Genomic DNA, 26,507 nt, shown 5'->3' with positions numbered 1-26,507 from the left:
TCGGATTCCGTACGACGTGGTGCCTGCCATGGTCCCTCACAGCACGAATCCGGCCGGGAACGGGTCCTCGGGATCCAGCAGGTACTGGGCCGTGCCCGTGATCCAGGCCCGCCCGGTGAAGCTCGGCAGCACCGCGGGGAGCCCGGCCACCTCCGTCGTGCCGAGCAGACGGCCCGTGAAGTGGGTGCCGATGAAGGACTCGTTGACGAACTCGGTGCGCAGGGGCAGTTCCCCACGCGCGTGCAGTTGCGCCATGCGCGCGCTGGTGCCCGTACCGCAGGGCGAGCGGTCGAACCAGCCGGGATGGATCGCCATCGCGTGACGCGAGTGGCGGGCGGTGGCGTCCGGGGCGAGCAGGTGGACATGGTGCAGGCCGTGGATCGACGGGTCCTCGGGATGGACCGGCTCCTCCTCGGCGTTGACGGCCTCCATCAGCGCCAGGCCCGCCTTCAGGATGTCGTCCTTGCGGTCCCGCTCGAACGGCAGGCCGAACTCCGCGAGCGGCAGGACGGCGTAGAAGTTCCCGCCGTAGGCGAGGTCGTACGTCACCGTGCGCCCGTCGGCGAGCGTGGCCTTGCGGTCGAGGCCCACGGCGAAGGACGGCACGTTGCGCAGGGTGACGTTCCTGGCCGCGCCGCCCTCGACGGCGACCTCGGCGACCACGAGACCGGCGGGGGTGTCCAGGCGGATGGTGGTGACCGGCTCGGTGACCTCGACCATGCCGGTCTCCACGAGCACGGTCGCCACGCCGATCGTGCCGTGCCCGCACATCGGCAGATAGCCGGAGACCTCGATGAAGACGACACCCCAGTCGCAGTCGGGGCGGGTGGGCGGCTGGAGGATCGCGCCGCTCATCGCGGCGTGACCGCGCGGCTCGTTCATCAGCAACTGCTTGACGTCGTCGCGGTGTTCCCGGAAGTACAGCCGCCGCTCGTTCATCGTCGCGCCGGGGATGGTGCCGATCCCGCCGGTGATCACGCGGGTGGGCATGCCCTCGGTGTGCGAGTCGACGGCGTGCAGGACGAGTGTGCTGCGCATGGCCGGTCTCCTTATCCGAGCCCCGCGGCGAGGGCTTTCTCCGTCGCCGCCCGCACCGCCGCCTCCTGCTCCGGCGACAGCGGCACACGCGGGGGCCGGCACGGGCCGCCGTACCGCCCGGCGATGTCCATCGACAACTTGATGGCCTGCACGAACTCCACGCGCGAGTCCCAGCGCAGCAGCGGATGCAGCTGCCGGTACAGCGGCAGCGCGGTCTCCAGGTCACCGGCCACCGCGGCCCGGTACAGCTGGACCGACGCCTTCGGCAGCGCGTTCGGGTACCCGGCCACCCAGCCCTTGGCGCCCGCGATCGCCAGCTCCAGGGCGACGTCGTCGGCGCCGATCAGCAGGTCGAGCTCCGGGGCGAGTTCGGCGATGCGGTAGGCGCGCCGGACGTCACCGGAGAACTCCTTGACGCCCTGCACGTGTCCCTCCCCGTGCAGCCTCGCGAGCAGCTCCGGCACGAGGTCGACCTTGGTGTCGATCGGGTTGTTGTACGCCACCACCGGCAGGCCCGCCCGGGCCACCTCGGCGTAGTGGGCGAGGACCGAACGCTCGTCGGCGCGGTAGGCGTTGGGCGGCAGCAGCATCACCGCGCCGCAGCCCGCCTCGCCCGCCTGCTCGGCCCAGCGCCGGGCCTCCACCGCGCCGTAGGCGGCGACCCCGGGCATCACCCGCTCGCCGCCGACCGCGGCGACCGCCGTCTCCACGACCCTGGCGCGCTCCTCGGAGGTGAGCACCTGGTACTCGCCGAGCGAGCCGTTCGGTACCACGCCGTCGCAGCCGTTCGCCACGAGCCAGGCGCAGTGCTCGGCGAACGCGTCGTGATCGACGGACAGATCCGCGGTGAGCGGGAGCGCGGTGGCGACGAGGACGCCACGCCAGGGGCGGTGCCGGTCAGTCGTCATGAGGGTCCTTCCCGTCCGGAGGGTCGAGGGGCGGTGGTGCGGTCGGTGGCGCGGGGACCTGCCCGGCGAGCACCCCGAGGGGTACCGGCCGGGCGAACGGCGTGCGGGCCGGGGTCCGGGGGCAGCCGGTGAGCGCGGCGACGGCGGGCTCGCACATCCGGCCCTGGCACCAGCCCATTCCGGCACGGGTGAGCAGCTTCACGGTCCGCACGTCCCCGGCGCCGAGCTCGCCGACCGCTGCCCGCACGGCGGACGCCGGGACCTCCTCGCAGCGACAGACCAGGGTGTCGTCGGTGACTTGCTCGGCCCAGTGCGCGGGCGTCGCGTACACCGCGTCGAGCGCGGCGGAGAACGCGCGCAGCGCCGCCCGGCTCCGCGCCGCCGCGGCCCATGTCCGTGCGTCGGGCCGCCCGCCGGTCAGCCGCGCGGCGGCCGAGCGTCCGGCGATGTGTCCCTCGGCGAGCGCGAGGTCGGCGCCGCCGACGCCGGTGGCCTCGCCCGCCGCCCACACGCCGGGCACGTCGGTGCGCTGCTCGTCGTCCGCGTGCACGGAGACCCCGTCGAGGCGGCAGCCCAGGGCGGCGGCGAGGTCGGTGTGCGGCAGCATGCCGTGCCCGACGGCGAGCGTGTCGCACGCGATACGGCGCCGGGTGCCGGGCCGGATCCGGCCCCCGGCGTCGAGGGCCGCGACCGTCACGGCTTCCAGCCGCTGGTCGCCGTGCGCCTCGACCACCGTGTGGCGGGCCAGCACGGGGACCCGGTGGCGCAGGAGCCGGGCCGCGTACCCGGCGCCCTCGGCGAGCTTGGCCGGCCGCGCGGACAGCGCGCGGGAGTGACGCAGGAGGGTGCTCGGGCCGGTGGCCTCGACCAGCGCGGCGACCCGCGCGCCCGCCGCGGCCAGCCCGGTCGCGACGGGCAGCAGCAGCGGCCCGGTCCCGGCGACCACGGCGGTGCGCCCGGGCAGTACGAGCCCGCCCTTCAGCATGGCCTGGGCGCCGCCCGCGGTGACCACGCCGGGGAGGGTCCAGCCGGAGAAGGGCAGCACCGTCTCGTAGCCGCCGGTGGCAAGGAGGACCGCGTCGGCGTCCACCGTCACCCCCTCCTCCTGGAGTGGCCCGAGCAGCGCGTGGACGGTGAAACCGCCGGAGTGCCTTTCCACGTACCAGACGTGATGGTCCGGCAGATGGGTCACGGCACCCGCGGCGAGCTGCCGGTCGAGGCCCTCGCGCAGCCGCCGCCAGGTGCGCCAGTGGTGGTGCACCGCCTGTGGGCGGCGCGCGCCGAGCCCGGACGCGGGTTGCCGGTAGAACTGGCCGCCCGCGTCGGGCGCGGAGTCGACCAGGACCACCTGTACGCCCGCGGCGGCCGCCGCCGGCGCCGCCGCGAGCCCTGCCGGGCCCGCGCCGATCACGGCGAGGCGAGGAGGCTCAGTCACCGTGCCCCGTCCCTTCCTGTGTGCGGATCGCGTCGCCCGGCCGCGCCGGGACCAGGCAGGCGCGCTGGTTGGGGCGGTCGCCGACGGTCACCAGGCAGTCGAAGCAGACGCCGATCCCGCAGAACACCCCGCGCGGCCGCCCGGCACCCCGCGTGGCGCGCCAGGAGGTGACACCGGCCGCCCACAGCGCGGCGGCGAGCGTCTGCCCGGGCAACGCGGCGATCTCACGGCCGTCGAAGGTGAGCGTGAAGGCGGGACCGGGCCGGGCGTCGGTCAACTCCAGCGGATCCGCCGGGCGTTCCCCTCGCATGCTTCCTGGGGCGTTCTTCTTGAAGGGCGTCATGGGGCCTCCTCCTCGAAGCGGTCCGGGCGGAAGGGCGCCAGGTCCAGCTCCGGGGTCCGTCCGGTGAGCACCTGGGCGAGCAGATACCCGGTTCCCGTCGACAGCCCGATGCCCGCGCCCTCGTGCCCGCAGGCGTGCAGCAGTCCCGGCACGCGCGGATCGGGGCCGATGGCGGGCAGGTGGTCCGGGAGGTACGGGCGGAAACCGGCGTATCCCCGCACGGCCCGTACCCGCCCGAGGAACGGGAACAGCCGCACCGCGCCGGCCGCCAGCTCCCGCACCACCGGCAGCGAGAAGGACCGGTCGAACCCGACCCGTTCGCGGCTCGCGCCGATCAGCACCGGGCCGGCCGCCGTGCCCTCGACGACCGGCGACGTCTGCAGCGCCGCCGAGTCGCTGGCCACGTCGGCCACGTAGTCGGCGGCGTAGACCTTGTGCCGTACCAGGCGCGGCAGCGGCTCGGTGACCAGGACGAACCCGCGGCGGGGCAGGACGGGCAGGTGGACCCCCGCCAGCGCGGCGACCTCGCCGCCCCAGGTCCCGGCGGCGTTCACGACGGCAGGCGCGTGGATGTCGCCCCGGTCGGTCCGTACGCCGCGCACGGCGCCGTCGGTGCCGCGCAGCACACCGGTCACGGTCCGGCCGGTCTCGAGCCGCGCGCGGGAGGCCCGTACGAGATGCGCGGCGGCGAGGGCCGGCATGACCTGGGCGTCCTGCGGATAGTGCATGCCGCCCGGGAGGCCGGGCGCCAGGTGCGGTTCCAGTTCCTTGAGCCGCTGCTCGCCGACGGGGACGGCCTCGACACCGGCGGCGCGCTGAGCGGTGGCGAACTTCTCCAGGGCCGTGCGGCCCTTTGCCGACGAGGCGACGACCACGCCGCCCTTGCGCTCGTACTCGACCGCCGTGCCGAACTCTTCGGCGAGCCCCGCCCACAACCGGGCGGACAGCAGCGCGAGCCGGAGCTCGGGGCCGGGTTCCTTGTCGGAGACGAGGACGTTGCCCTCGCCGGCGCCGGTGGTGCCGCCGGACACCGGGCCCCGGTCGACGAGCGTCACGGACAGGCCGGCCCGGGCCGCGTGGAAGGCGCAGGCAGCGCCCACCATTCCGGCCCCCACAACCACGACATCGCAGGTCAGCGACTTGGTCACCTCAGTAATATGTCACATATCGCAGGGTCTCGGAATACCCCCGACCTGCATTCCCGCGGGTCTCACGGGGCAGGCCGGCCGCGACCCGAAGGGCTCACCCGGCCGATTCGGCGGCGTGCGGGCTGATCACCCCGAAGGTCACCAGGGCGATGATCACCAGGCCGAGGGCGATCCGGTAGTGGACGAAGGGCATGAAGCTCCTGGTCTCGATGAACTTCATGAACCAGGCGATCACCGCGTACCCCACGCCGAAAGCGATCAGGGTGGCCAGCGCCGTGGGCCCCCAGCTGACCTGGCCGCCCTTGCCGGCGTCCTGCAACTCGAACAGCCCCGAGGCGAGGACGGCCGGGATGGCGAGCAGGAAGCAGTAGCGGGCGGCGGCCGCGCGGGTGTAGCCCATGAACAGGCCGCCGCTGGTGGTGGCGCCGGAGCGGGAGACGCCCGGGATGAGCGCCAGCGCCTGGCACAGGCCGTAGATCAGGCCGTCCCTGACGGTGAGGTCGTTAAGGGTCTTGCCTGAGGTGCGTGGGGTGTTCTGGGTGCTTACGGTGACCGGTGTGGCTGGAGTGCTCAGGGCGACCGGTGAGACCGGCGTGGTGGGAGTGCTGAGAGCAAGGGGGGCGCCTGGAGTGGCTGTTGCGGCGGCCTGGACGCCGCTCTCCCGCTCGGCGCGGGCGGCGCGGCGGTCGGCGAGGCCCAGCACCACGCCCATGACGATGAGCATGGTCGCGGTCAGCCGGAGATCGCGGAACGGCCCCTCGATCTGGTCCTTGAACGTGACGCCGAGGACGCCGATCGGGATGGAGCCGATGATCAGCATCCAGCCCAGCCGGGCGTCCGGGTCCGCGCGCCGCGTGCGGTCCGTCAGGGAGCGGCACCAGGAAGTGACGATGCGGGCGATGTCCGACCGGAAATAGATCAGTACCGCCGTCTCCGTGCCGATCTGTGTGATCGCGGTGAAGGCGGCGCCGGGGTCCTGCCAGCCGGAGAAGGCGGCCACCAGGCGCAGATGCGCACTCGACGAGATCGGCAGGAACTCGGTCAATCCCTGGACCAGACCGAGAATGATGGATTCGAACCAGCTCATGGAAGCGCAAGGGTATCCAAGGAGGAGCCCCGGGCAGCCGATGCGTGGTCGGTGTCGCTTTACATCCCATTTAAGGTGTTCTGTGTGGCGCGATGGCTCCGGTCCTTCCGAAAACCTCCGACATCCGGCTCCGTCGGCCGTACGGACCTGCCTGCGGCGGGACCCGGCGTGTCGTCGCGGCTGATGACGCTGCGGTCGACCGTGGCCGGGATCGGGACGACGCTCGACGAGGAGACCACCTGCGCCGAGCTCACCACGGTGGTGGCCGAGCGCGGTGGGTGCGCCGCGGCCGTCGTGCGGCGCGTCACGGAGGACGGCGAGGCGGCGTACGAGGCGATCAACGGCGACCGCACCCTGCTGCCCGACCTGCGGTGGCCCGCGGCGATCGCGCGCCGGACGGACAGCCGGACCGGCTACGAAAGGAACGGCTCCGCGCTCTGCGTGCCCCTCGTCACCGGCGACGACCGCTACGGCGTCCTGGTGTGCGTCCGGGACGCGGGGCCGTTCACCCCGCCGGAGGCGGACGTGCTGGCGCTGCTCGCCGAGCGGGCCGCCTCCCACATCCGGCACGCCCGGGAGCACGACCGCATGAGCCGGATCGTCGGTGACCTCCAGCGCGCGCTCCTCGCCGAGCCCGGCCGGCCGCACCCGAACCTGGACGTCGCCATCCGCCATCTGCCGGTGGGACAGCGCGCCCTGGTCGGCGGCGACTGGTGCGAGACCGTTCGCCTGCACTTCGGGCGCACCCTGCTCGTGGTCGGTGACGTGATGGGCCACGGCCTGGAGGCGGCCGTGGACATGACCGCCTACCGCTCAGCCCTGCGCTACATCGCGTCCGCCGACCTCCCGCCCCACCGCGTGCTGCGCCAGCTCGACGACATCGCCTCCAGCGAGGCCGAACGCCGGCCCGCCACCTGCCTGATCGCCCGCGTCGACCCCGTGCGCGGCCAGATCACGCTGGCCAGCGCCGGCCATCTGCCGCCCGCCGTGATCGACGGCAAGGGCGACACCTCGCTGCTGCCGGTGCCCGTCGGACCGCCGCTGGGCACGGGGCTGGGCGGCTACGAGCCGGCGACGTACCGGCTGGACGGCGCGGAGACCCTGCTGCTGTTCACCGACGGGCTCGTCGAGCATCGCGGCGAGGACATCGACGACTCCCTGAACCGGCTGGCCGGGCTGCGCTTCCACGCCTCGGAAGGGGTGGAGGCGATCCTCGACACCGTCCTCGCCGACCTCGACGCCGGCCACGCGGAGGACGACGTGGCCATCCTGGCGTCCCGGCTGCGGCCCCGGCCGCAGCAGGACGTCGAGGGGGTGGCCTTCGCCACCTGACCGCGCACCGCCGGCCGGAGCGCATCGAGGAGATCCCGTGTCGGCCGTCTTCTTACGGAACCAGGACGTCGGGGGCCGCCGGTCCCGTCGCCGCGGGCGGGATGCGAGGCTGACCGGCATGGAACAGCAGTCGTACGGGGCCCGGGTCCTGGTCGTCGACGACGACCCGACCGTCGCCGAGGTGGTCTCCGGGTATCTCGACCGGGCCGGCTACGTCGTGGACCGGGCCGGTGACGGCCCCGACGCGCTGGCCCGGGCCACCGCGCACTGGCCCGACCTGGTCGTGCTGGACCTCATGCTGCCCGGCATGGACGGGCTGGAGGTGTGCCGGCGGATGCGGGTGCGCGGCCCGGTGCCGGTGATCATGCTGACCGCGCGCGGGGACGAGGACGACCGGATCCTCGGCCTGGAGGTGGGCGCCGACGACTACGTCACCAAGCCCTTCAGTCCTCGCGAGCTGGTCCTGCGGGTGGAGTCCGTGCTGCGCCGGACCCGGCCCGCCCCGCAGCAGTCCACGGACGTGCTGGGCGTCGCCGGGCTCACGGTCGATCCGGCCGGCCGGCGCGCCGCCAAGAACGGGGGTGAACTCGCCCTGACCATCAGGGAGTTCGATCTGCTCGCGTTCTTCCTTCGGCACCCGGGGCGGGCGTTCAGCCGGGAGGAGTTGATGCGTGAGGTGTGGGGGTGGGACTTCGGTGACCTGTCGACGGTGACCGTCCACGTGCGGCGGCTGCGCGGCAAGGTGGAGGACGACCCGGCCCGGCCGCGGTACATCCAGACGGTGTGGGGCGTCGGTTACCGCTTCGACGCGGGCGACGGGGAGGTGTGAGCCGTGCGCGACACCCTTCTCATCGCCCTGTTCGCCTTCCTCGGCGCCGCCGCGGCCGGGCTGCTCGGCGCCGGTGTGCTGCTGCTGATCCGGCGGCGCTCGCTCACCGAGCACATCACCGTGGTCGCCGCCGTCGCCGTGGGCGCGATGTTCGCGGGCACGCTCGCGGTCGCGCAGGCGATGTTCCTGTCCGCACACGACCTGACCGTCGTGACCACGGTGGTTGCGATGGCCGCCGTGGTCTCCCTGGTCACCGCGCTGCTGCTGGGCCGCTGGGTCGCGGCCCGGAGCCGTGCCCTCACCCTCGCCGCCCGCTCCTTCGGCGACGGCGGCGACTTCACCAGCCCCGACGGCCCCGCCGCCTACGAACTCGCCGCGCTCAGCAGCGAGTTTGAGGCGACCAGCCGCAAGCTCGCCGAGTCCCGGAACCGGGAGCGCGCCCTGGAGAGCTCCCGGCGCGAGCTGGTCGCCTGGATCTCGCACGATCTGCGCACCCCGCTCGCCGGACTGCGGGCGATGTCCGAGGCGCTGGAGGACGGCGTCGCCGCCGACCCCGACCGCTATCTCCGCCAGATCCGCGCCGAGGCCGAGCGCCTCGACGACATGGTCGGCGACCTCTTCGAGCTCTCCCGCATCCACGCGGGCACGCTGGCCCTGAGCCCCAGCCGGATGTCGGTGTACGACCTGGTCGGCGACGCCCTCGCGGGCGCCGACCCGCTCGCCCGGGAACACGGCGTACGCCTCGTCGGTGACCGGATCGAGTCCGTGCCGGTCGAGGTGGACGGCAAGGAGATGAGCCGCGTGCTGGGGAACCTGCTCGTCAACGCGATCCGGCGGACACCGTCCGACGGCACGGTGGCGGTGGCCGCCGAGCGCTCGCCGGACGGTGTCGTCCTGTCCGTGACGGACGGCTGCGGCGGGATCGCGGAGGAGGACCTGCCGCGCGTCTTCGACACCGGCTGGCGCGGCACCGACGCCCGTACGCCACCGGCCGGCGCAGGGCTGGGGCTCGCCATCGTGCGGGGCATCGTGGAGGCCCACCAGGGACGGGCCGCCGTGCGCAACGTCACCGGCGGCTGCCGCTTCGAGGTGACACTGCCGACAGCGGACGCCTGAGCCGCGAGCACCCACCCGTCCGAGGCGGCGCCGCCCCCGCGCCCCCTGCGGCGCGGCCGCCTCCTGCTCTCGCGCCGCCTGCTCCTGGGCCACCGGCCCCGCCGGCACTCGCCCGCGCGAGGCAGCGACGCCACCGCCGACGATCCCGCGCCGCCGCGTCCCTCGGCCGTGCGAGGTCGTCACGTCGTGGCCGCCTGCGCCGCGTCACCGCCGCCTACGGCGATGGCGTCGCCTCCTGCTCCCGGGGCGCCGTGCCTGCCGGGAGGTGGACCGTGAACACCGTCGCCCCCGGTTCACCGGTCAGCTCGATCGTGCCGCCGTGGGCCCGCACCAGTGAACTGGCCACCGACAGACCGAGCCCGCTGCCGCCGCGGTCGCGGCTGCGGGCCTTGTCGACCCGGTAGAAGCGGTCGAAGACGCGTTCCCGGTCGGCGGCCGGTATCCCGGGCCCCGTGTCGGAGACCCGCACCAGCGCGGCTCCGGCCGTGACCGAGACCGCCACGCACACCTCGGTCCCGGGCGGGGTGTGCACGGCCGCGTTGGTGAGCAGGTTGTCCAGCACCTGCCGGATGCGCTGGGCGTCCAGCCGCAGTCGAACCGGCCGGTCCCCGGTGCTCACCGTCAGCGGATGGCCGGGGCGCGCGGCACGGAAGGCGTCGGCGGCCCGCTCGACCAGCTGCACCAGATCCGCGTCCGCGAGCCGCAACGGTGCCTCCACCTCGGCGGCGTCGAGCCGGGCGAGCAGCAGCAGGTCGTCCAGGAGGAAGCCCATCCGGGCGGCCTCGGCGCGCAGCCGCGCCAGATGCCGGTCCCGTTCCCCGGGCGCGTTCGCGGCCGCGTACTGGAAGAGGTCCGCGTATCCGCGTACCGACATCAGCGGGGTGCGCAGCTCGTGCGAGGCGTCCGCGACGAACCGGCGCAGCCGCTGCTCGGCCTCGGCGCGCACGGCGAGGGAGTCGTCGATGTGCTCCAGCATCGTGTTGAACGCCGTCCGCAGCTCCTCCACCTCCGGGCCGCCGCCCCGGCGGTCGGCACGCAGCGGCAGCCGGGCCGCCGACTCGGTCAGGTCGTGCGAGGCGATGCCGTGCGCGGTGTGCGCCATGTCGCTCAGTGGCTGCAGCCCGCGCCGCAGCATCTTCCGGCCCAACACGACCAGCGCCAGCAGTGCCAGCCCGAACGTGACCGCCTGGATCGTGACCAGTTGGCGGACGGTGTTCTCGATGTCGTCCATGGGCGCGGCGCTCACCAGGACGACGCCGGGCTCGACCTCGCAGGCGCGCAGCCGGTAGGTGCCCGCGTCCTTGAGGTGCTCGGTGCGCAGGAGTTCCGTGTGCGAGGCGACCTGGGCCCGGGCCAGGGAGGTGAAGTCGCCGACGTCCGCGGGCAGGTCGGCCGCCGTCTCCGGCTTGCGCAGCTCGGCGGTGCCGTCCGACACGTCGTACACGGCGTAGTACCAGCGGTAGTACTTCTTGCCCTGCAGCGTGCCGTGATCCGCGATGCCCTTGGACTGGGCGAGCTGGCCGATCTGCAACTGCTCGTCCAGCTGGGCCGACAGATAGTCCCGCATGTACGTCGTGAGCGCGGTGCCCACGACGGCGAACACGACCAGCGACAGCGCGCCCAGTCCCAGCGCCAGCCGGGTGCCCAGGCGCAGCCTGCCGTAGCTCTGCCGCAGCCGTCGCAGCACCCGGGTCACTCGCGTCACTCGGCGGCCTGCCGGATCACGTAACCGAAGCCGCGCACGGTGTGGATCAGCTCCGCGCCGCCGTCACCGCCTTCGACGGAGCCGTCGAGCTTGCGGCGCAGCCGGCTGACGACCAGCTCCACCACGTTGGAACGGCCGCCGAAGCCGTACTCCCACACGTGATCGAGGATCTGCGCCTTGGTGAGCACGGTCGGCGACTTGCGCATGAGGTAGCGCAGCACCTCGTACTCGGTCGGCGTCAGCGTCAGCAGCCGCTCGCCGCGCCGCACCTCACGGGTGTCCTCCTCCATGGTCAGGTCCCCCACCCGCAGCACCGACCGCTGGAACCCGGGCCCCGCTGCGCGCCGCAGCACGGTGCGCAGCCGGGCCATCAGCTCCTCGACGGCGAACGGTTTCACCAGGTAGTCGTCCCCGCCCCGGGTCAGCCCCGCCACCCGGTCGGACACCGCGTCGCGCGCGGTGAGGAAGACGACCGGCACCATCGTCCCCGAGGCGCGCAGCCGGTCGAGGACGCCGAAGCCGTCCACGTCCGGCAGCATCAGATCGAGCACGACGATGTCCGGACGGAACGCGGCGGCCCGGCGCAGCGCCTCGTCGCCGGAGTTCGCGGTGATCGCCTCCCAGCCCTCGTAGCGGGCGACCGTCGCGACGAGGTCGGCGATGGGCGGGTCGTCGTCCACGACCAGCAGCCGTACTTTTTCCACCCGTTCATAGTGCGGGAACGGCCGCCCGCCACCAGACCCGGTCACCTCGCGGGCGCACATCGATATCCACTTGAAAGTCGTACGACAGGAGATCGACAGCTGCGGCCAGCCAAGCTCGGTGTCCCAAGGCCCCGACCGAGGAGTTGCCGTCCGTGACGACCGTCCAGTCACCAGCCGCGCCCGTCGCGGCGAGACGCCCCAGGGTGGTGGCCCGTACCGGCCTGTACGCCGTGCTCGCCGCGAACGTGGCCGTGGTCACCTACTTCTTCGTGCAGGCCGGGTTCGCCTCCAACGCGCTGATCGTCGCCGGTCGCCTCACCGGGCTGTACGCCGCGCTGCTCATGGCCTTCCAGCTGCTGCTGGTGGCCCGGCTGCCGTGGCTCGACCGCCGGATCGGCATGGACCGGCTCACGCTGTGGCACCGCCGGCTCGGGTTCTCGCTGCTGTGGACGCTGCTCGCGCACGCGGTGTTCATCACCTTCGGCTACGCCGACTCCTCCGGTCTGGACCCGGTCGACCAGCTCGTCGACCTCGCCGAGACCGTAGAGGGCGTGCTGCGGGCGGTGGTCGCGCTGGCGCTGATCATCGTCGTCGGCACGGTCTCGGGGCGGTTCGCCCGGCGCCGGCTGGCCTACGAGACGTGGCACTTCATCCACCTCTACACCTATGTCGCCGTCGTGCTGGCCTTCTCCCACCAGGTCGCGGTCGGTACGACCTTCGTCGCCTCGCCCGTGGCCACCGCCTACTGGTGGGCCCTGTGGACCGTCGCCCTCGGCTCGGTGCTCGTGGGCCGCCTGGTACTGCCGTTGTGGCGGAACTGGCGCCACCAGTTGCGCGTCTCGGCCGTCGTCCCCGAGAACGACGACGTCGTCTCCGTCTACGTCACCGGCCGCGACCTCGACCGGCTGCCCGCCCGCGCCGGCCAGTTCTTCCTGTGGCGCTTCATGACCCGTGGCCGCTGGTGGCAGGCCAACCCCTGGTCGCTTTCGGCCGCGCCGGACGGCCGCTCCCTGCGCCTGACCGCCAAGGCCGTCGGCGAGGGCAGCGCCGGCCTGCGCCACCTCGAGGCCGGGACCCGCGTCTTCGCCGAGGGCCCCTACGGCGCCTTCACCACCCTGCACCGCACCCGGCCGGACGCCCTGCTGATCGCCGGCGGCGTCGGCATCACCCCGATGCGGGCCCTGCTGGAGGAACTACACGGGCACGCCGTCCTCATCTACCGGGTGGCCACCGACCAGGACGCGGTGCTCTACGACGAGCTGCGCGAACTCGCCCACGCCAAGGGCGCAGAGCTGTACCTGGTCACCGGCCCCGCCCGGCCGGACCGCCTCTCCCGGAGCGAACTCGCCCGGCTGGTGCCCGACATCGCCGAGCGCGACGTCTATCTGTGCGGGCCGCCCGGAATGAACCGCGGGGTGCTGCGCAGCCTGCGCGAGCTGGGCGTGCCCAAGGCGCAGATCCACCACGAGCGCTTCAGCCTGGCCGGCTGACGGACCCGACGGGAACGAGGGAATCACGTGAAACGAGCACTGCCTGTCCTGGTCCTGACGGTCGCGGGCCTGATCCCGGTCTGGCGCCACGCGCCGTCCACCGGCGCGCCGACCGCCGAGGCGGCCCGGCCGGCCGCACCGCCCGCCTCGCCGGGGACCTCCACCTCCCGCGTCGTCGCGGGGCCCACGGTCGACACCGAGAAGGGTCCCGTGCAGGTGGAGGTGACCTTCGAGGGTGACGAGATCACGGCCGTTCGGATGCTCCGGCAGCCGGACCACCCGCAGACGACGGCCGCCGTGCCGACCCTGATCGAGGAGACGCTGCGGGCGCAGGGCGCGGACATCGACTCGGTGTCGGGCGCGACCGTCACCAGCGAGGGCTACCGGGAGTCGTTGCAGGCCGCCCTCGACGCGAAGGGTGTCTGACATGCGCCGCGTCGAGCACGCCATGGGCTTCCCCGTCTCGCTGCGGATCGACGACGAGCACGTGCCCGAGGGGCTCGTGGACGCCGTGTACGACTGGCTGCGCGAAGTGGACGACCGGTTCAGCCCGTTCAAGGCGGACAGCGAGGTGTCCCGGCTGGACCGGGGCGAGATCGGCACCGGCGAGGTCAGCGCCGACCTCGCCGAGGTCCTCGGCGTGTGCGAGCGGTACCGGGTCGCGACCGGCGGCGCCTTCGACGCCCGGCTGCCCGGCCGTGGACTCGACCCCTGCGCGGTGGTCAAGGGCTGGTCGGTGCAGCGGGCGGCCGAGCTGCTGACGGCCGCCGGGGTGCGGCGGTTCTGTCTCAACGCCGGGGGAGACGTGGTCGTCGCCGGCGGCCCGTGGCGCGTGGGGGTACGGCACCCCGAACACGCCGACCAGGTGTGCACGGTCCTGGAGCTGACCGAGGGCGCGGTCGCGACGTCCGCCCTCTACGAGCGCGGCGAGCACATCGTCGACGGCCGCACCGGGCGCCCGGCGACCGGCCTGCTCAGCGTCACGGTCGTCGCGCCGACCCTGACGGAGGCGGACACCGCGGCCACGGCCGCGTTCGCGATGGGCCGCGAGGGCGTCACCTGGGCGGCCGCCCGGGAGGGCTGCGAGGTGTACGCCGTGGACGCGGCGCGCCGGGTGCGGCGTACGGCGGGACTGCCGGTCGCGGCGTAGGCCGGCCTGCGGCGCGGGGCTGCCTGCCCGCCGCGAACGCGTTGCCCGGGTGTTCGGGAAGGAACCGGACGTGGGTCGCCGAATTGCGGCAACACCACGGGTCTAGACTCGTGCGGCAATGGCCCGCCACCAGGGGAGAGCGGGCGGCGACTGCCACACCCGAAGGGCGTTCGGCGTTTTGATACGGATAGATTCAGTCACCAAGCGGTATCCCGACGGCACGGTGGCGGTCGACCGGCTGTCACTGGAGATACCCGACCGTTCGATAACCGTCCTCGTCGGACCTTCGGGGTGCGGCAAGACGACCACCCTGCGCATGATCAACCGGATGGTCGAGCCCAGCGAGGGCAGGATACTGCTCGACGGCACCGACATCATGCAGCAGCCGGTCAACACGCTGCGCCGGTCCATGGGTTACGTCATCCAGAACGCCGGCCTCTTCCAGCACCGCACGATCGTCGACAACATCGCCACCGTGCCCCGCATGCTCGGCTGGGGCAAGGACAAGGCCCGCGCCCGCGCCCGGGAGCTGATGGAGCGCGTCGGTCTCGACGCCGCCCTCGCCAGGCGCTACCCCTACCAGCTCTCCGGCGGACAGCAGCAGCGCGTCGGCGTGGCCCGGGCGCTCGCCGCCGATCCGCCCGTGCTGCTGATGGACGAGCCGTTCTCCGCCGTCGACCCGGTCGTCCGCAAGGGCCTCCAGGACGAACTGCTGCGCATACAGGACGAGCTGGGCAAGACCATCGTCTTCGTCACGCACGACATCGACGAGGCCGTCAAGCTCGGCACGATGGTCGCCGTGATGCGCACCGGCGGCCGGCTCGCCCAGTTCGCCCCGCCCGCCGAACTGCTCTCCAGCCCCGCCGACGAGTTCGTCGAGGACTTCCTCGGCGCCGACCGTGGCATCCGGCGGCTGTCCTTCTTCCCGTCGGCCGGACTGGAACTGCTCACCACGCCGATCGTCGCCGTCGACGCCACCGCCGAGCAGATCGCCGCACGCGGCTCGGCCGACGTCCCCTATCTCCTCGTCACCGACCTGGACGGCAGGCCGCTCGGCTGGAGCGTGCCGCGCGACCTCACCGCCGGGCGGATCGAACGGGACGGACTGCTGCCGTTCGGGCGGCCGTTCGTCGCCGAGCGGGACTCGCTGCGGGCCGCGCTCGACTGCGCCGTCCTGTCGCCCACCGGCTGGGCCGTCGCCGTGGACGGCGAGGGCCGGGCGGCCGGCGTCGTGCCGCAGCACACCATCGCCGAGGCGATCCGCGGCGCGCACGCGGCGGCACCGGCACCGGCCGCGGACACCTCGGCCGCCCCCACGAAGGCCGCCGAGTGAACGCCCTCTTCGACATGCCCAGCGACCTCCAGCACACCTACTGGGGCCTGGTCGGACTGCATCTGCGCGAGGCACTGATCCCGGTGCTGGCGGGACTGCTCGTGGCGCTGCCCATCGCGCAACTGTGCGTACGGCTGCGCTGGCTGTACCCGCCCGTGCTGTGGGTGACGACCGTGCTGTACGCGATCCCGTCGCTCGCCTTCTTCGTCGTGCTGATCGACTACACCGGCCTCAGCGAGACCACGGTGATGATCCCGCTCGCCGTCTACAGCCTGGTGGTGTTCGTCCCGGCGATCGTGGACGGCGTCCGCTCGGTGCCGCGCGAGACCCTCGACGCCGCCACCGCCATGGGCTTCGGCCCCGTACGCCGCTATGTCCAGGTGCAGTTGCCGATCGCCGCGCCCGCGATCATCGCCGGGCTGCGGGTGGCGTCGGTGTCGAGCATCTCCCTGGTCAGCGTCGGCATGCTGATCGGCAACCAGGGAGCACTCGGCAACCTGCTCAACAGCGGCATGATCTACAACCAGCCGCGCCTGGTGTGGCTGTCCGTGATCGGCACGGCCGTCCTCGCCATCCTGGTGGACGCCGTGCTGATCGGCCTGCGGATCCTGGTGACGCCCTGGATGCCGCGTGACACCCGCAGGACCCCGCGCACGACCGCCCTGAAGGACACCGCCCGGTGAACGTACTGAACTTCATCAACGCCTTCTTCAGCGACAGCGCCCACTGGCGGGGCTACGACGGCATCCCCACGCGTCTGCTGGAACACCTCCAGTACACGCTCATGGCGCTCGGCATCGCCGCCGCGGTCGGGCTGCCCGTCGGCCTGCTGACCGGGCACACCGGACGCGGCGGCAACACGCTCGCCCTGATCGCCACCGCGGGCCGCGCGCTGCCCAGCTTCGGCCTGATGGTGCTGATGTTCGTGCTGCTCGGACTCGGTCTGGCCCCGGTGATGATCCCGCTCGTCGTGCTGGCGATCCCGCCGATCCTCGTCACCACCTACGAGGCGATGCGCTCGGTCGACCCCGCCCCCGTGGACGCCGCGCGGGGCATGGGCATGGGCGAGGCCGAGGTCATGTTCCGGGTCGAGATCCCGGTCGCGCTGCCGCTGATCCTCAGCGGTCTGCGCTCGGCGGCCATCCAGATCGTCTCGACGGCCACCATCGCCGCCTACGTCAGCTTCGGCGGCCTCGGCCGCTACATCGTCGACGGGCTCTACCAGCGGAACTACGAGAAGGTCGTCGGCGGCGCCACGCTGGTCGCCGTGCTGGCGCTGGCCACGCTCGGCGTGTTCTGGGCCGCCGGGCGCCTCGCGGTGTCGCGCGGGGTCCGGCGCGGCGGCTGACCCCGCGTCAGCCCTCGGTGCGGGCCAGCGCCAGCTCCAGTACGACGAGCAGCGCGTCCCGCACCGAGCCGCGCTCCCGTGCGTCGAACACGACCACCGGGACGTGCTCGGCGACGTCCAGCGCCCAGCGGACCTCCTCCAGCGCGTGCTCGACCTGCCCGTCGAAGGCGTTGATCGCCACCGCGAACGGGATCTGCCGGTGCTCGAAGTAGTCCACGGCCGCGTAGCAGTCGTCCAGCCGGCGGGTGTCGACGATGACCAGCGCGCCGATCGCGCCCTCGACGATGTCGTCCCACATGAAGCCGAACCGGTCCTGCCCCGGCGTACCGAAGAGGTACAGCTTCAGCGTCGGGTCGATGGTGATGCAGCCGAAGTCCATCGCGACCGTGGTCGTCGTCTTGCGTGGGGTGTGCGACAGGTCGTCCACCCCCGCCGCCACCTCCGTGATGGCGGCCTCGGTGGTCAGCGGCTCGATCTCGGAGATGGCGCCGACCGCGGTGGTCTTGCCCACGCCGAAGCCGCCCGCGATCACCAGCTTCACCGGCAGCGGCGGCCGTACGGCACTCTGCGCGGCCGTGCCGACGGCGAGTGGTTCAGTCGGTGTCACGGAGTACCCCCCGGGAGTCGGGGATGGCGCGGAGGCCATCGATAACCCTGCGCAGGACGGACGCGTCATGGGTGACGGCCGCGTTCGGCACGTACACCGCCAGATGCCCGGCGGTGCGCAGGTCCTCGGCGAGGACCCGGACGACGTTGAGGTGCAGCCGCAGCAACGCGGCGATCTCCGCGATGGACTGGGGCTGCTTGCAGGCGGCGACGATGTCGTGCCGCTCGAAGGAGAGCAGGTCGAGGGCGTCGAGCCCCTCGGCGGTCGCCACCACCTGGGTCTCGACGGGAATGGTCCGGGCGGACGCGGCCTCACCCGCGCCCGCCACCCGGCCGGCGGTGACGAGGAACGGCCGTACGGCGGGGACGGGGCCGGCCGGGTCCGGGCCCGGGGGCGTCGGGTCGTCCGCCATGGGGGTGTCTTCCTCCTCGACCGGGCGGTGACCGGTCAGCCCGCAGAACCGGCGCCGACGCTGTTCTTCAGTTCGAGCACGAGCTGTGGGCTGAGCGCGGCACCCGCGCGGTTGGCGAACAGAGTCATCTCGTAGGCGATGTTGCCCAGCTTGGCCTCCTTGTCGGCGACCACGCCGAGCACGGCGCCGCTGCCGATCGCGGAGACGAGGACGTGACCGCCCTCCAGGTCGATGATGACCTTGTTGAGCGCGCCCAGGCCGTAGTTGCCTGAGGCCCCGGCGGCCAGGCTGGTGAGGCCTGAGACGATCGCCGCGAGCCGCTCGGAGTGCGCACGCTCCCGCAGCTGGGCCACGGCGATCAGCAGTCCGTCGGAGGACACCGCGATGGCGTCCACGACGCCGGCGGTCTCGGTCGCGAAACGGTTCAGCAGCCAGGTGAAGTCGGCTGCGGCGGCCCGCAGTTCGTCCGGTGTGGTGCCTCCCGTCGGAGTACCACCTGTCGACGTGCTCACTGCTCCGCTCCTTCCGGGAGGTGCCTGGGGTCTTGCGAGTCGCTGTCGTGCGTGCCGCGGGATTCACCCGCGCTGCTGTCGTCGCCGTCGTACGGCGGTCGTGCGCCGTCGGCCGTGTCCTCGTCGCGCCGGGCGTCGCGCCGGGCGCGTTCCACGGCCGCCTCGAACTCCTCCAGGGCGTCGCGGACGGCCTCGGCGTCGGCGGGCGCGGCGGCCTGGCTGGTGGCCAGGCGGTCGGACTCGGCGGCGGTGGTCCGCAGCGTCGCGCCACGGACGCGGCGGCGCAGCGGCCGTGCACCGCCGGCGGTGGTTTCGGTGCGGGCCCGGGGGATGAGCGGGGAGGCGTCGTCGGCCGCGGGACCACGCCGGGGGACCCGGCGGGGGAGCGGGGTGGAGTCGTCTGCGGGCGCGGCCGGTTCGGCGGCGGAGGGGCGGGGCCCGGATCCGGACGCCGCAGCGTCCGAGGCCGCCGTCTCGTCACCCGTGACGGAACCGGTGCCGGCATCCGTGCCGTCCCCGTCGGCGCCGTACTCCGTCATCCCGCCGGAGGCCACCGCGCTCATCGTGAGCAGCAGCGTGGACGGGATGCCGATCTCGGCCGTCACACCGCCGCCGGGCGTACGGGAGAGGGTCACGCCGATCTCCCAGCGGCGGGCCAGGTTGCCGACCACGAACAGGCCCAGCACCTTGGTCGGGACCAGGTCGAGGCGTTCGCGGCGGACCAGGCGGCCGTTCTCCTCGGTCAGCCGCTCGGCGCTCATACCGAGGCCGTGGTCGGCGATGGTGATCGTCGCTCCCGCGTCGCCGGTCCGGACGGTCACCTCGACGGGACTGCCGGCCGGAGAGAATGACACGGCGTTCTCCAGGAGTTCGGCCAGCATCAGTGTGAGGTCGCCGATGATGTCCGGCTCGACCATGATCTCGGTACCGGCGTGCAGCTCGACCCGCTGGTAGCCCTCGATCTGGCCGAGCGCGGCCCGTACGACGTTGGTGAGCGCGGTAGGGCCGCCGTCCAGGACGGTCTCGCGGATGCCGGCGAGCAGCATCAGGCTGTCGGCGTTGCGGCGCAGCCGCACCGCGATGTGGTCGATGCGGTAGAGGCGTTCGAGCAGCGCGGGGTCGGTCTCGCCGCGCTCGACGGCGTCGATGAGGGCGAGCTGGCGGGTGGTGAGGTTGCTGACCCGGCGGCCGACGTTGCCGAACATCTCGGCGACGTTGCGGCGGCTGAGCACCTGCCGCTCCAGCAGTGCCGCCGCGGTGGTCTGCACCTGGTTGAAGGCGTCGGCGAGGTCGCCGATCTCGTCCTTGGCGGTGACGGGGATCTCCCGCAGCCGCGGCGGGGCGTCGTCCTCGGTGTCGTCGTCCGCCACACGCGCGAGTTCGCGGCCCGCCACGTCGGCGACCTGCCGGGCCGCACCGGTGAGCGCCTGCACCGGCCGGACCACGGAGCGCCGTACCGCCACCGAGAGGGCACCCCACAGCAGGAAGCCGAAGAGGGCGAGGCCGAGCAGCCAGGCGGCGTTCCACCAGGCGTCCTGGGAGGCTTCCTCGGCCCGGTCCGCGATCTGGTCGATCAGCGAGCCGGTGATCGCCAGCCGGGCGTCGGACTGCCGGCCGTAGGTGGGGTAGCTGGACAGGGCGAGCGTGAACTTCGCGCGGGTCACGCTCGGCGTCGCGGCCTGCAGCGCGCTCGGGTCGATCTGGAGCTCGGCGTACTGCCGCAGGATGATCGCCTGGGCGGGGTTGTGCTCGATGCCGCGCAGCTCGGCCGTCTGCTCCTCGGTGGCGAAGCGGCCGAAGCGTTCCGCCTGGTGCTGGTACAGCTCGTAGGCGCCGACCGCGCTGACGAACTCGATGAGCGCGTTGGAGTCGCCGGTCGTGGCCGAGAAGACGCTCGTCTCGAAGGAGCTGTGGGCGGCGTCGGCGCGCAGCAGGGAGTCCAGCAGATTGCCGGTGAAGGTGGCCGCGAGGGCGGGGTTGTGGTCCAGGCCGAGGCCGTCGATCAGGCCCTTGGCGGCGTTGTGGTAGGCCGGGTCGATGTTGTCGGCGGGCAGATAGCCCTGCTCGATGGTGCTGCGCAGGCCGCCGAGGCCGTCGACCTCCCGCAGCGCCTGCCACTCGGTCTGCGGCAGCCGGTCGCCGAACGTGCCGCGCACCATGTCGACCTGGGCGTCGGTCGCGCGTTGCGCGGCGCGGTAGTCGGTCAGGGAGGGCTTGGCGCCGCTGCCTCCGGCCTCGTACCGCACGGACAGCAGGATGGCCTGCCGGTGCTCGGTCTCCACCCGGTCGACGAGTTCGGCGACCTGCGCGCTGTCCCGGACCAGGGTGGCGGCCTGCGCCGCGCTGCGGGCCAGCGTCACCTGGCTAAAGATGACATAGGTGAGGAGCACCGCGACTCCGGCCAGCGGCACGCCGACCAGGATGTTGAGCTTCTGGCGGAACGGCAGGCGGTCGGCGAAGCCGCGCAGTCCGCCCCGGGACGGCGGCGGTGCCGGCAGTGGGGGTTCCCCCTGTCCCGGCGAGGCCGAGAGCCCGGGGGAGGGCGCGCCCACCTCGTTCGTGGACACCGAGCCTCCTTCGTGGGGTGTCGCACCGCGCGGAGAAGCTACGCGCGTGTCCGTTCGCGTGTCGATTCCGATCAACTTTCGTCCGGTGTGCGACGACACCGGTGCGGTTTGGGTCACCGCTGTGACCGGAGGGGAACTCCGGTGAGACTATCGCCTCTTGGGAGGGCGGATCGCGACACTCCAAGTCAAGAATCCGTTACAACCTGCTCCTCGGAGGCCGGAACTCGTGCGCATCTCCTTCACAATCCGCCTCGCAAGCGGTCACTCATCGAAGCCAATTGGTGACCTGAATTCTCTTGACCGAGTGAGAACCGGCTGGATTGGATCAGTAGGTGCTGTGTGCGTGCCACGTCCGCGGCGGGCTCTTGGTGCCCGCATGTCACGTCACCGCCATGCCCCACGCCACATCCCCCATCCCGGAACGGGAATCGTGACTTCAACCGTGAAGAGCACCTGGTCCAGTACGAGACACCGCGGCGCGGCCGCCGTCGCCTTCGCCGTCGCGGCGGCGCTGGTCGCCGGTTGTGGATCGTCCTCCGACGACACGTCCGACCCGCTCTCCGAGGGCACGTCCGACGGCAAGACCGTCGTCGTCGGCTCCAACAACTTCGCCGAGAGCATCCTTCTCGCCGACATCTACGGCGAGGCCCTGAAGGCCAAGGGCATAGAGGTCGAGTACAAGCCCAACATCGGCAGCCGCGAGACCACCTACGGGCTGCTGAAGAACGGCTCCATCACCGTTCTGCCCGAGTACAACGGCTCGCTGCTGGCGTACCTCGACCCCGACGCCGAGCAGAAGTCGGCCGAGGCGGTCAACGCCGACGCCAAGGCCAAGCTGGACAGCAAGCTGACGCTGCTGGACTCGGCACCGGCCGAGGACAAGGACTCGGTGTCCATCAACGCCGAGACGGCCGAGAAGTACAAGCTCAGCGCCCAGTCCACGCTCGCCGACCTCAAGGACATCGCGCCGGAACTGGTCATCGGCGGCTCGCCGGAGTTCCAGACCCGGCACCAGGGGCTGATCGGGCTGGAGAAGGAGTACGGCCTGAAGTTCAAGTCCTTCAAGGCCCTCGACGCCGGTGGCCCGCTGACCCAGGCGGCGCTGACGAAGAACACCGTGCAGGCCGCGGACATCTTCACCACCGACCCGACCATCATCAAGGAGAAGTTCGTCGTCCTGCAGGACCCGAAGAACCTCTTCGGTTTCGCGAACGTGACCCCGCTGGTGCACAAGAGCGGCCTCTCGCAGGAGGGCATCGACGCCCTCAACGCGGTCTCCGCCAAGCTCGACACCAAGACGCTGCTCGACCTGGACTCGCAGGTCCAGCTGGAGAACAAGGACCCGCTGGACGTGGCCAAGGACTGGCTGAAGTCGGTCGGCCTGAGCTGAGCCGTCCCGCCGCACCCGGCGGACTCGCAGTTCCCGACGTGCCCCGCACCGCCCTGGAGCGTGCGGGGCACGCCTGTTTTCCTGCCTTGTTGCGCCAATGCGCAACAAGGCAGGCGCGATGTGAACCGGAAGTGGACGCCCGCGGTCAACCCTCGGACAACGAGGGTGAGTTTCCAGCCGGACAAAGGGTTTCCCCTGTATCCGCACAGCCGTTCCGTTGCCTATCGTTCCAGCACTGCTGACCCATAGGTAACCCCTGACGGGTCGGCGTCGCGCCAGGTCGGCCTCCGCACGCCGCTTTTCGGTTTCACCCCCCTCCGCTTCGACGACGAAGCGCACAGACCGCCGCTCCGCGCTGTCCGGAGCACGGCCACGAAAGGCAAGCTCTTGCGAACCTCCCCTGCCGTCAGACGCAAGCTGATATCCGTCGCCGCGGTTACCGCGGCGCTGCTCACCGCCGCCACCGCCCAGGTAGCGGTGGCGCAGGACACCTCCCCCGGCGCGGCCGCCGTCCCCACCGCCCAGACCGAGGCCGCCCCGGGCGCCCCCGCCGAACGCCTCATCGTCGGCTACAAGGCAGACGCCGCCGAGGCCAGGTCCGACAAGGCCGCCGAGGCCGACGCCGAGGCCAAGGGCGAGGAGGCCGGCGAGAGCCTCGACTTCCGGCGCCGCCTCGGCACCGGCGCCGCCCTTGTCGACCTGGGCGACCGCCTCACCAGGTCGGACGTCGCCGACGTCGTCGCCGAGTACCAGGCGGACCCGCAGGTCGCCTACGTCGTACCGGACCGCCTCAACACCCCGCAGGCCGATCCGAACGACACCGACTACGCCAAGCAGTGGGACCTCTTCGAGGCCACCGCCGGCATGAACGTCCCGGGCGCCTGGCCGACCTCCACCGGCAGCGGTGTGACGGTCGCCGTCATCGACACCGGCTACGTGGCGCACTCCGACCTCGCCGCGAACATCGTCGGCGGTTACGACTTCATCGCCGACACCGCGGTCTCGGTGGACGGCGACGGCCGTGACAGCAACCCGGCCGACCCGGGCGACTGGTACCTCGCCAACGAATGCGGCTCCGGCATCCCGGCCAGCAACTCCTCCTGGCACGGCACCCACGTGGCCGGCACCATCGCCGCGGCCACCCACAACGGCAAGGGCATGGCGGGCATCGCCTACGGCGCCAAGATCTCCCCGGTGCGGGTGCTCGGCAAGTGCGGCGGCTACGACAGCGACATCATCGACGCGATCACCTGGGCCTCCGGCGGCACCGTCTCCGGCGTGCCCGCCAACTCCAACGTCGCCAAGGTCATCAACATGAGCCTCGGCGGCGACGGGGCCTGCACCTCCGCCACCCAGAACGCCGTCAACGCCGCCGTGAGCCGGGGCACGACGGTCGTCGTGGCCGCCGGAAACGCCAACGACAACGTGGCGAACCACTCGCCGGGCAACTGCAACAACGTCATCTCGGTGGCCGCCACCAACCGCTCGGGCGCCAAGGCGTCCTACTCCAACTACGGCTCCTTGGTGGACATCTCGGCGCCGGGCGGCCAGACCAGCACCGGCACCGTGAACGGCATCTACTCGACACTGAACTCCGGCACCCGGACGCCGTCCTCCGAGTCGTACGCCTACTACCAGGGCACCAGCATGGCCACCCCGCACATCGCCGGCCTCGCCGCCCTGATGAAGGCGGCCAAGCCGGCGCTGACCCCGGCCCAGATCGAGTCGGCGATCAAGTCCAACGCCCGTGCGCTGCCCGGGGCCTGCTCCGGCGGCTGCGGCGCGGGCCTCGCGGACGCCGCGAAGACGGTCCAGGCCGTGGCGGGCGGCACTCCCACCGGTACGACGTTCTCCAGCAGCACCGCCGTCACCGTCCCGGACGCCGGATCGGCCGTCGAGTCCCCGATCACCGTCAGTGGCCGCACCGGCAACGCGCCCTCGGCCCTCCAGGTCGCGGTGGACATCACCCACACCTACCGTGGTGACCTGGTCATCGACCTGGTGGCCCCGGACGGGTCGACGTACCGCCTGAAGGCCGCCAGCAGCTCGGACTCCGCGGACAACGTCCGGACCACCTACACGGTCAACGCCTCCACGGAGCCCGCCAACGGCACCTGGAAGCTCCGGGTCCAGGACACGGTCGCCCAGGACACGGGCCGCCTGAACAACTGGAGCCTGACCTTCTGAGGCGGCTACGGACAACGGCCGCAGGCCGGTCGGGGCGCTAGCCCTGGCCGGCCTGCGGCCGTGCGCATGGTCTGCACGCTGTCTCCAGGCCTCGATTCCGGTGCCGTCACGAGGCGACGCGGGTGTCCAGCGACGCCAGTACCCGGGCCCCCCGGTCGGCGCGGCTGTCCACGCCCAGCAGCAGGCCGGGCACCGCGATGCTCGGCAGCATGTGGGACCAGAGCACCGACAGCCGGCGCCCGAGGTCGTCACGTCCTGTCAGGGCCCGAGACATCAGCTGTATGCCGGTGAAGGAGCCGATCAGCAGTTCCACCGTGTCCCGGGGATCCACCGTCGGCAGCAGCTCCCCCTGCGCCTGCGCCTGTTCCAGCAGCGGCGTCAGGTGGTCCGCCCACTGCCGGAACGGCCCGGTGTGGTCCACCCCCGGGGGCGCGCACTGGTCCACCGCCAGCCGCACGCTCCCGCGGAGCAGGGCGTTGCTCAGCAGCCGCTGGCCGACGACGAACGTGATGTCGACGACCTCCTGCAGCTTGCACGCGCGGGGCGGAATCGCACCGAAGGGCACCTGCTCGTCGAGGACCGCCTGGGCGAGGGACTCCTTGGAGGGGAAGTGGAAGTACAGCGCCCCTTTGGTGACTTCTGCTCGTTCCAGCACCATGGCGATGGTGGTGGAGGTGTAACCGTGTTCGTCGAAGACCGCACCGGCGGCTTCCAGGATCGCCCTGCGTGTCCTGATGGCGCGTTCCTGTTTCGCCATGAGTGACCCTCTCCGGCGCCCAGTTGGCCGGTTCATACCGCTGGCGCCACGATCGTGCCGGAACTGCCCTGATCATAGGGTGTAACGGAGTGATCGCATTGAAAACAAACCGGTCACCTCGTATTCTGACGCCCACCCACGGCGGACGCCCCACCGTCCGCAGAACCCTTCGGGGGACCGCAGGGAGAAACATGCCACAAGCGCGGCAACTTGCCGAAGCCCCGATCCTGACGGCGACTGTGCCCCGGCAGTTCGTGCATCGTGCGGCCGTCGCCGAAACCTTTCTCACCGGCTGGGAACAGACCGGAACCGACCGCTTCGCCGTCTCGGCCCAGTGGCCCCGGGCCCACGGGTTACACGTGTCGCGCGATCGTTCCGCGTACGAACCCCTGCTCGTCGTGGAAACCGTCCGCCAGAGCGGAACCCTCCTCGCGCACACCGAGTACGACGTCCCGCTGGGCCACCACTTCGTGCTCCAGGAGTTCGAAGTCGACACCTTTCCCGCGCACCTGGCCGTCGGTCCGGTACCCGCCGAACCGTCCGTCGACGTCCACTTCGCCGAGGTGCGCCGCCGGGCAGGCCGCCCGGCCGGCGCCCGCTACACCGCCGAAGTCGTGTTGGACGGCGCCCGCGTGGCGACCGCCCGGGTCGCCTTCACCTGCGTCGCCGCGTCGGTCTACGACAGGCTCCGCGGCGGCCGCACCCCGGCCACCGTGGCCGTCCCTCCCCCACCGCCCGGTCTGCCGCCCCAGGCGGTGGGCCGTGCACTGCCCGCGGATGTCGTCCTGGCGCCGTCCGAGCGCGATGACCGCTGGCGCCTCAGAATTGATACCGCGCATCCCGTTTTCTTCGACCATCCGCTCGACCACGTCCCCGGCATGCTCCTGCTGGAGTCCGCCCGCCAGGCGGCCTGGGCCCTGACCCCCGGAGGCGGGACGCCCGCATCCTTCCGTTCCGTCTTTCATCGCTACGCCGAACTGGACGAACCTGTATGGATCGAGGTGTTCGACCGCGGTGGTACGGACATCCGAATCGTCGCCGCACAGGGGGAGTTGACGGTCTTCGAGTGCTGGGTCGGCCTGGCCGAGGAGTGAGATATCGTGTGCGGG

At 72.4% G+C, this 26,507-nt stretch carries 25 protein-coding genes; 12 read left to right on the top strand and 13 right to left on the bottom strand.

Annotation, left to right across the window (positions count from 1 at the left end):
* Positions 1–36 precede the first annotated feature (36 nt).
* The 6 genes from AB0O67_RS05455 to AB0O67_RS05430 form a co-directional block, all read right to left on the bottom strand.
* The gene (locus tag AB0O67_RS05455; protein ID WP_365446443.1) at positions 37–1,038 is read right to left on the bottom strand and encodes a proline racemase family protein; all 1,002 of its coding nucleotides are present in this window, start codon (positions 1,036–1,038) and stop codon (positions 37–39) included.
* 11 nt (positions 1,039–1,049) lie between these two features.
* The gene (locus tag AB0O67_RS05450; protein WP_365446441.1) at positions 1,050–1,946 is read right to left on the bottom strand and encodes a dihydrodipicolinate synthase family protein; all 897 of its coding nucleotides are present in this window, start codon (positions 1,944–1,946) and stop codon (positions 1,050–1,052) included.
* Positions 1,936–3,381: an FAD-dependent oxidoreductase gene (locus AB0O67_RS05445; RefSeq protein WP_365446439.1), complete on the bottom strand. Its 1,446-nt coding sequence runs from the start codon at positions 3,379–3,381 to the stop codon at positions 1,936–1,938. Before AB0O67_RS05445 ends, AB0O67_RS05450 begins: the two co-directional genes overlap by 11 nt.
* Positions 3,374–3,724 carry a (2Fe-2S)-binding protein gene (locus tag AB0O67_RS05440; RefSeq protein ID WP_365446437.1) on the bottom strand — a complete coding sequence of 117 codons (351 nt, stop codon included), beginning with the start codon at positions 3,722–3,724 and terminating at the stop codon, positions 3,374–3,376. Before AB0O67_RS05440 ends, AB0O67_RS05445 begins: the two co-directional genes overlap by 8 nt.
* A complete protein-coding gene (locus AB0O67_RS05435; protein ID WP_365446435.1) occupies positions 3,721–4,872 on the bottom strand; it encodes an FAD-binding oxidoreductase in 1,152 nt (383 codons plus the stop codon). Before AB0O67_RS05435 ends, AB0O67_RS05440 begins: the two co-directional genes overlap by 4 nt.
* Positions 4,873–4,966: 94 nt before the next feature.
* Positions 4,967–5,959 carry an undecaprenyl-diphosphate phosphatase gene (locus AB0O67_RS05430; RefSeq protein ID WP_365446433.1) on the bottom strand — a complete coding sequence of 331 codons (993 nt, stop codon included), beginning with the start codon at positions 5,957–5,959 and terminating at the stop codon, positions 4,967–4,969.
* Between the two features lie 168 nt (positions 5,960–6,127).
* On the opposite strand from AB0O67_RS05430, the gene AB0O67_RS05425 reads away from it, so the two are divergent.
* The 3 genes from AB0O67_RS05425 to AB0O67_RS05415 all read left to right on the top strand — a co-directional run bounded on the left by AB0O67_RS05425 (position 6,128) and on the right by AB0O67_RS05415 (position 9,236).
* On the top strand, positions 6,128–7,291 hold the full coding sequence (locus AB0O67_RS05425) for a SpoIIE family protein phosphatase (RefSeq protein WP_365446431.1): 1,164 nt from the start codon (positions 6,128–6,130) through the stop codon (positions 7,289–7,291).
* 118 nt (positions 7,292–7,409) lie between these two features.
* On the top strand, positions 7,410–8,120 hold the full coding sequence (locus AB0O67_RS05420; RefSeq protein ID WP_365446429.1) for a response regulator transcription factor: 711 nt from the start codon (positions 7,410–7,412) through the stop codon (positions 8,118–8,120).
* Between the two features lie 3 nt (positions 8,121–8,123).
* Positions 8,124–9,236, top strand: coding sequence for a HAMP domain-containing sensor histidine kinase (locus tag AB0O67_RS05415; RefSeq protein WP_365446427.1), 1,113 nt, complete (start codon positions 8,124–8,126; stop codon positions 9,234–9,236).
* A gap of 214 nt (positions 9,237–9,450) precedes the next feature.
* Here the strand turns inward: AB0O67_RS05415 and AB0O67_RS05410 are convergent, their stop codons facing one another.
* Together AB0O67_RS05410 and AB0O67_RS05405 are read right to left on the bottom strand one after the other, a co-directional pair.
* Entirely contained in the window at positions 9,451–10,923 is a 1,473-nt protein-coding gene (locus tag AB0O67_RS05410; RefSeq protein ID WP_365446529.1) for a HAMP domain-containing sensor histidine kinase, read from the bottom strand.
* Positions 10,924–10,937: 14 nt separating this feature from the next.
* Entirely contained in the window at positions 10,938–11,705 is a 768-nt protein-coding gene (locus AB0O67_RS05405) for a response regulator transcription factor (RefSeq protein WP_365446425.1), read from the bottom strand.
* 92 nt (positions 11,706–11,797) lie between these two features.
* Between AB0O67_RS05405 and AB0O67_RS05400 the strand changes: the two genes are divergently transcribed.
* The 6 genes from AB0O67_RS05400 to AB0O67_RS05375 all read left to right on the top strand — a co-directional run bounded on the left by AB0O67_RS05400 (position 11,798) and on the right by AB0O67_RS05375 (position 16,966).
* The gene (locus AB0O67_RS05400) at positions 11,798–13,135 is read left to right on the top strand and encodes a ferredoxin reductase family protein (protein WP_365446423.1); all 1,338 of its coding nucleotides are present in this window, start codon (positions 11,798–11,800) and stop codon (positions 13,133–13,135) included.
* A 27-nt stretch (positions 13,136–13,162) separates the two neighbouring features.
* Positions 13,163–13,561, top strand: coding sequence for an FMN-binding protein (locus tag AB0O67_RS05395; RefSeq protein ID WP_365446421.1), 399 nt, complete (start codon positions 13,163–13,165; stop codon positions 13,559–13,561).
* 1 nt (position 13,562) lies between these two features.
* Positions 13,563–14,285: an FAD:protein FMN transferase gene (locus AB0O67_RS05390; protein WP_365446419.1), complete on the top strand. Its 723-nt coding sequence runs from the start codon at positions 13,563–13,565 to the stop codon at positions 14,283–14,285.
* Positions 14,286–14,463: 178 nt separating this feature from the next.
* Positions 14,464–15,618 carry an ABC transporter ATP-binding protein gene (locus AB0O67_RS05385; RefSeq protein WP_365446527.1) on the top strand — a complete coding sequence of 385 codons (1,155 nt, stop codon included), beginning with the start codon at positions 14,464–14,466 and terminating at the stop codon, positions 15,616–15,618.
* Positions 15,615–16,301: an ABC transporter permease subunit gene (locus AB0O67_RS05380; RefSeq protein WP_365446417.1), complete on the top strand. Its 687-nt coding sequence runs from the start codon at positions 15,615–15,617 to the stop codon at positions 16,299–16,301. The genes AB0O67_RS05385 and AB0O67_RS05380 overlap by 4 nt, the downstream gene beginning before the upstream one ends.
* Entirely contained in the window at positions 16,298–16,966 is a 669-nt protein-coding gene (locus tag AB0O67_RS05375; protein WP_365446415.1) for an ABC transporter permease, read from the top strand. The genes AB0O67_RS05380 and AB0O67_RS05375 overlap by 4 nt, the downstream gene beginning before the upstream one ends.
* Positions 16,967–16,973: 7 nt before the next feature.
* Here the strand turns inward: AB0O67_RS05375 and AB0O67_RS05370 are convergent, their stop codons facing one another.
* Genes AB0O67_RS05370 through AB0O67_RS05355 form a run of 4 tightly spaced genes read right to left on the bottom strand, consistent with a single transcriptional unit; the run spans position 16,974 to position 20,995 of the window.
* On the bottom strand, positions 16,974–17,573 hold the full coding sequence (locus AB0O67_RS05370) for an ATP/GTP-binding protein (protein WP_365446414.1): 600 nt from the start codon (positions 17,571–17,573) through the stop codon (positions 16,974–16,976).
* Entirely contained in the window at positions 17,560–17,985 is a 426-nt protein-coding gene (locus AB0O67_RS05365; protein WP_365446412.1) for a DUF742 domain-containing protein, read from the bottom strand. The genes AB0O67_RS05370 and AB0O67_RS05365 overlap by 14 nt, the downstream gene beginning before the upstream one ends.
* A gap of 35 nt (positions 17,986–18,020) precedes the next feature.
* Complete coding sequence (locus tag AB0O67_RS05360) at positions 18,021–18,497, bottom strand: roadblock/LC7 domain-containing protein (RefSeq protein ID WP_365446410.1); 477 nt, start codon at positions 18,495–18,497, stop codon at positions 18,021–18,023.
* Positions 18,494–20,995, bottom strand: coding sequence for an ATP-binding protein (locus tag AB0O67_RS05355; RefSeq protein ID WP_365446525.1), 2,502 nt, complete (start codon positions 20,993–20,995; stop codon positions 18,494–18,496). The genes AB0O67_RS05360 and AB0O67_RS05355 overlap by 4 nt, the downstream gene beginning before the upstream one ends.
* Before the next feature lie 499 nt (positions 20,996–21,494).
* Here AB0O67_RS05355 and AB0O67_RS05350 point away from each other — a divergent pair, with 499 nt between their 5' ends.
* Both AB0O67_RS05350 and AB0O67_RS05345 read left to right on the top strand, forming a co-directional pair.
* A complete protein-coding gene (locus tag AB0O67_RS05350) occupies positions 21,495–22,454 on the top strand; it encodes an ABC transporter substrate-binding protein (RefSeq protein ID WP_365446408.1) in 960 nt (319 codons plus the stop codon).
* A 387-nt stretch (positions 22,455–22,841) separates the two neighbouring features.
* Positions 22,842–24,641 carry a S8 family serine peptidase gene (locus AB0O67_RS05345; RefSeq protein ID WP_365446406.1) on the top strand — a complete coding sequence of 600 codons (1,800 nt, stop codon included), beginning with the start codon at positions 22,842–22,844 and terminating at the stop codon, positions 24,639–24,641.
* 106 nt (positions 24,642–24,747) lie between these two features.
* Here the strand turns inward: AB0O67_RS05345 and AB0O67_RS05340 are convergent, their stop codons facing one another.
* On the bottom strand, positions 24,748–25,398 hold the full coding sequence (locus tag AB0O67_RS05340) for a ScbR family autoregulator-binding transcription factor (RefSeq protein ID WP_365446404.1): 651 nt from the start codon (positions 25,396–25,398) through the stop codon (positions 24,748–24,750).
* A 191-nt stretch (positions 25,399–25,589) separates the two neighbouring features.
* Between AB0O67_RS05340 and AB0O67_RS05335 the strand changes: the two genes are divergently transcribed.
* Complete coding sequence (locus AB0O67_RS05335) at positions 25,590–26,492, top strand: ScbA/BarX family gamma-butyrolactone biosynthesis protein (protein ID WP_365446403.1); 903 nt, start codon at positions 25,590–25,592, stop codon at positions 26,490–26,492.
* Positions 26,493–26,507 lie beyond the last annotated feature (15 nt).

This window comes from Streptomyces sp. NPDC086077, from assembly GCF_040686175.1.
GTDB lineage: Bacteria > Actinomycetota > Actinomycetes > Streptomycetales > Streptomycetaceae > Streptomyces.
The sequence above is the reverse complement of the archived record's forward strand: the minus strand, read 5'-3'. Positions and strand labels throughout refer to the sequence as shown.

Bases quoted from the DNA above. Each gene is read 5' to 3' on its own strand.
- AB0O67_RS05340 (WP_365446404.1), bottom strand. From the start codon at position 25,398: ATGGCGAAACAGGAACGCGCCATCAGGACACGCAGGGCGATCCTGGAA.
- AB0O67_RS05365 (WP_365446412.1), bottom strand. From the start codon at position 17,985: ATGGCGGACGACCCGACGCCCCCGGGCCCGGACCCGGCCGGCCCCGTC.
- AB0O67_RS05455 (WP_365446443.1), bottom strand. From the start codon at position 1,038: ATGCGCAGCACACTCGTCCTGCACGCCGTCGACTCGCACACCGAGGGC.
- AB0O67_RS05430 (WP_365446433.1), bottom strand. From the start codon at position 5,959: ATGAGCTGGTTCGAATCCATCATTCTCGGTCTGGTCCAGGGATTGACC.
- AB0O67_RS05450 (WP_365446441.1), bottom strand. From the start codon at position 1,946: ATGACGACTGACCGGCACCGCCCCTGGCGTGGCGTCCTCGTCGCCACC.
- AB0O67_RS05440 (WP_365446437.1), bottom strand. From the start codon at position 3,724: ATGACGCCCTTCAAGAAGAACGCCCCAGGAAGCATGCGAGGGGAACGC.
- AB0O67_RS05335 (WP_365446403.1), top strand. From the start codon at position 25,590: ATGCCACAAGCGCGGCAACTTGCCGAAGCCCCGATCCTGACGGCGACT.
- AB0O67_RS05390 (WP_365446419.1), top strand. From the start codon at position 13,563: ATGCGCCGCGTCGAGCACGCCATGGGCTTCCCCGTCTCGCTGCGGATC.
- AB0O67_RS05420 (WP_365446429.1), top strand. From the start codon at position 7,410: ATGGAACAGCAGTCGTACGGGGCCCGGGTCCTGGTCGTCGACGACGAC.
- AB0O67_RS05405 (WP_365446425.1), bottom strand. From the start codon at position 11,705: ATGTGCGCCCGCGAGGTGACCGGGTCTGGTGGCGGGCGGCCGTTCCCG.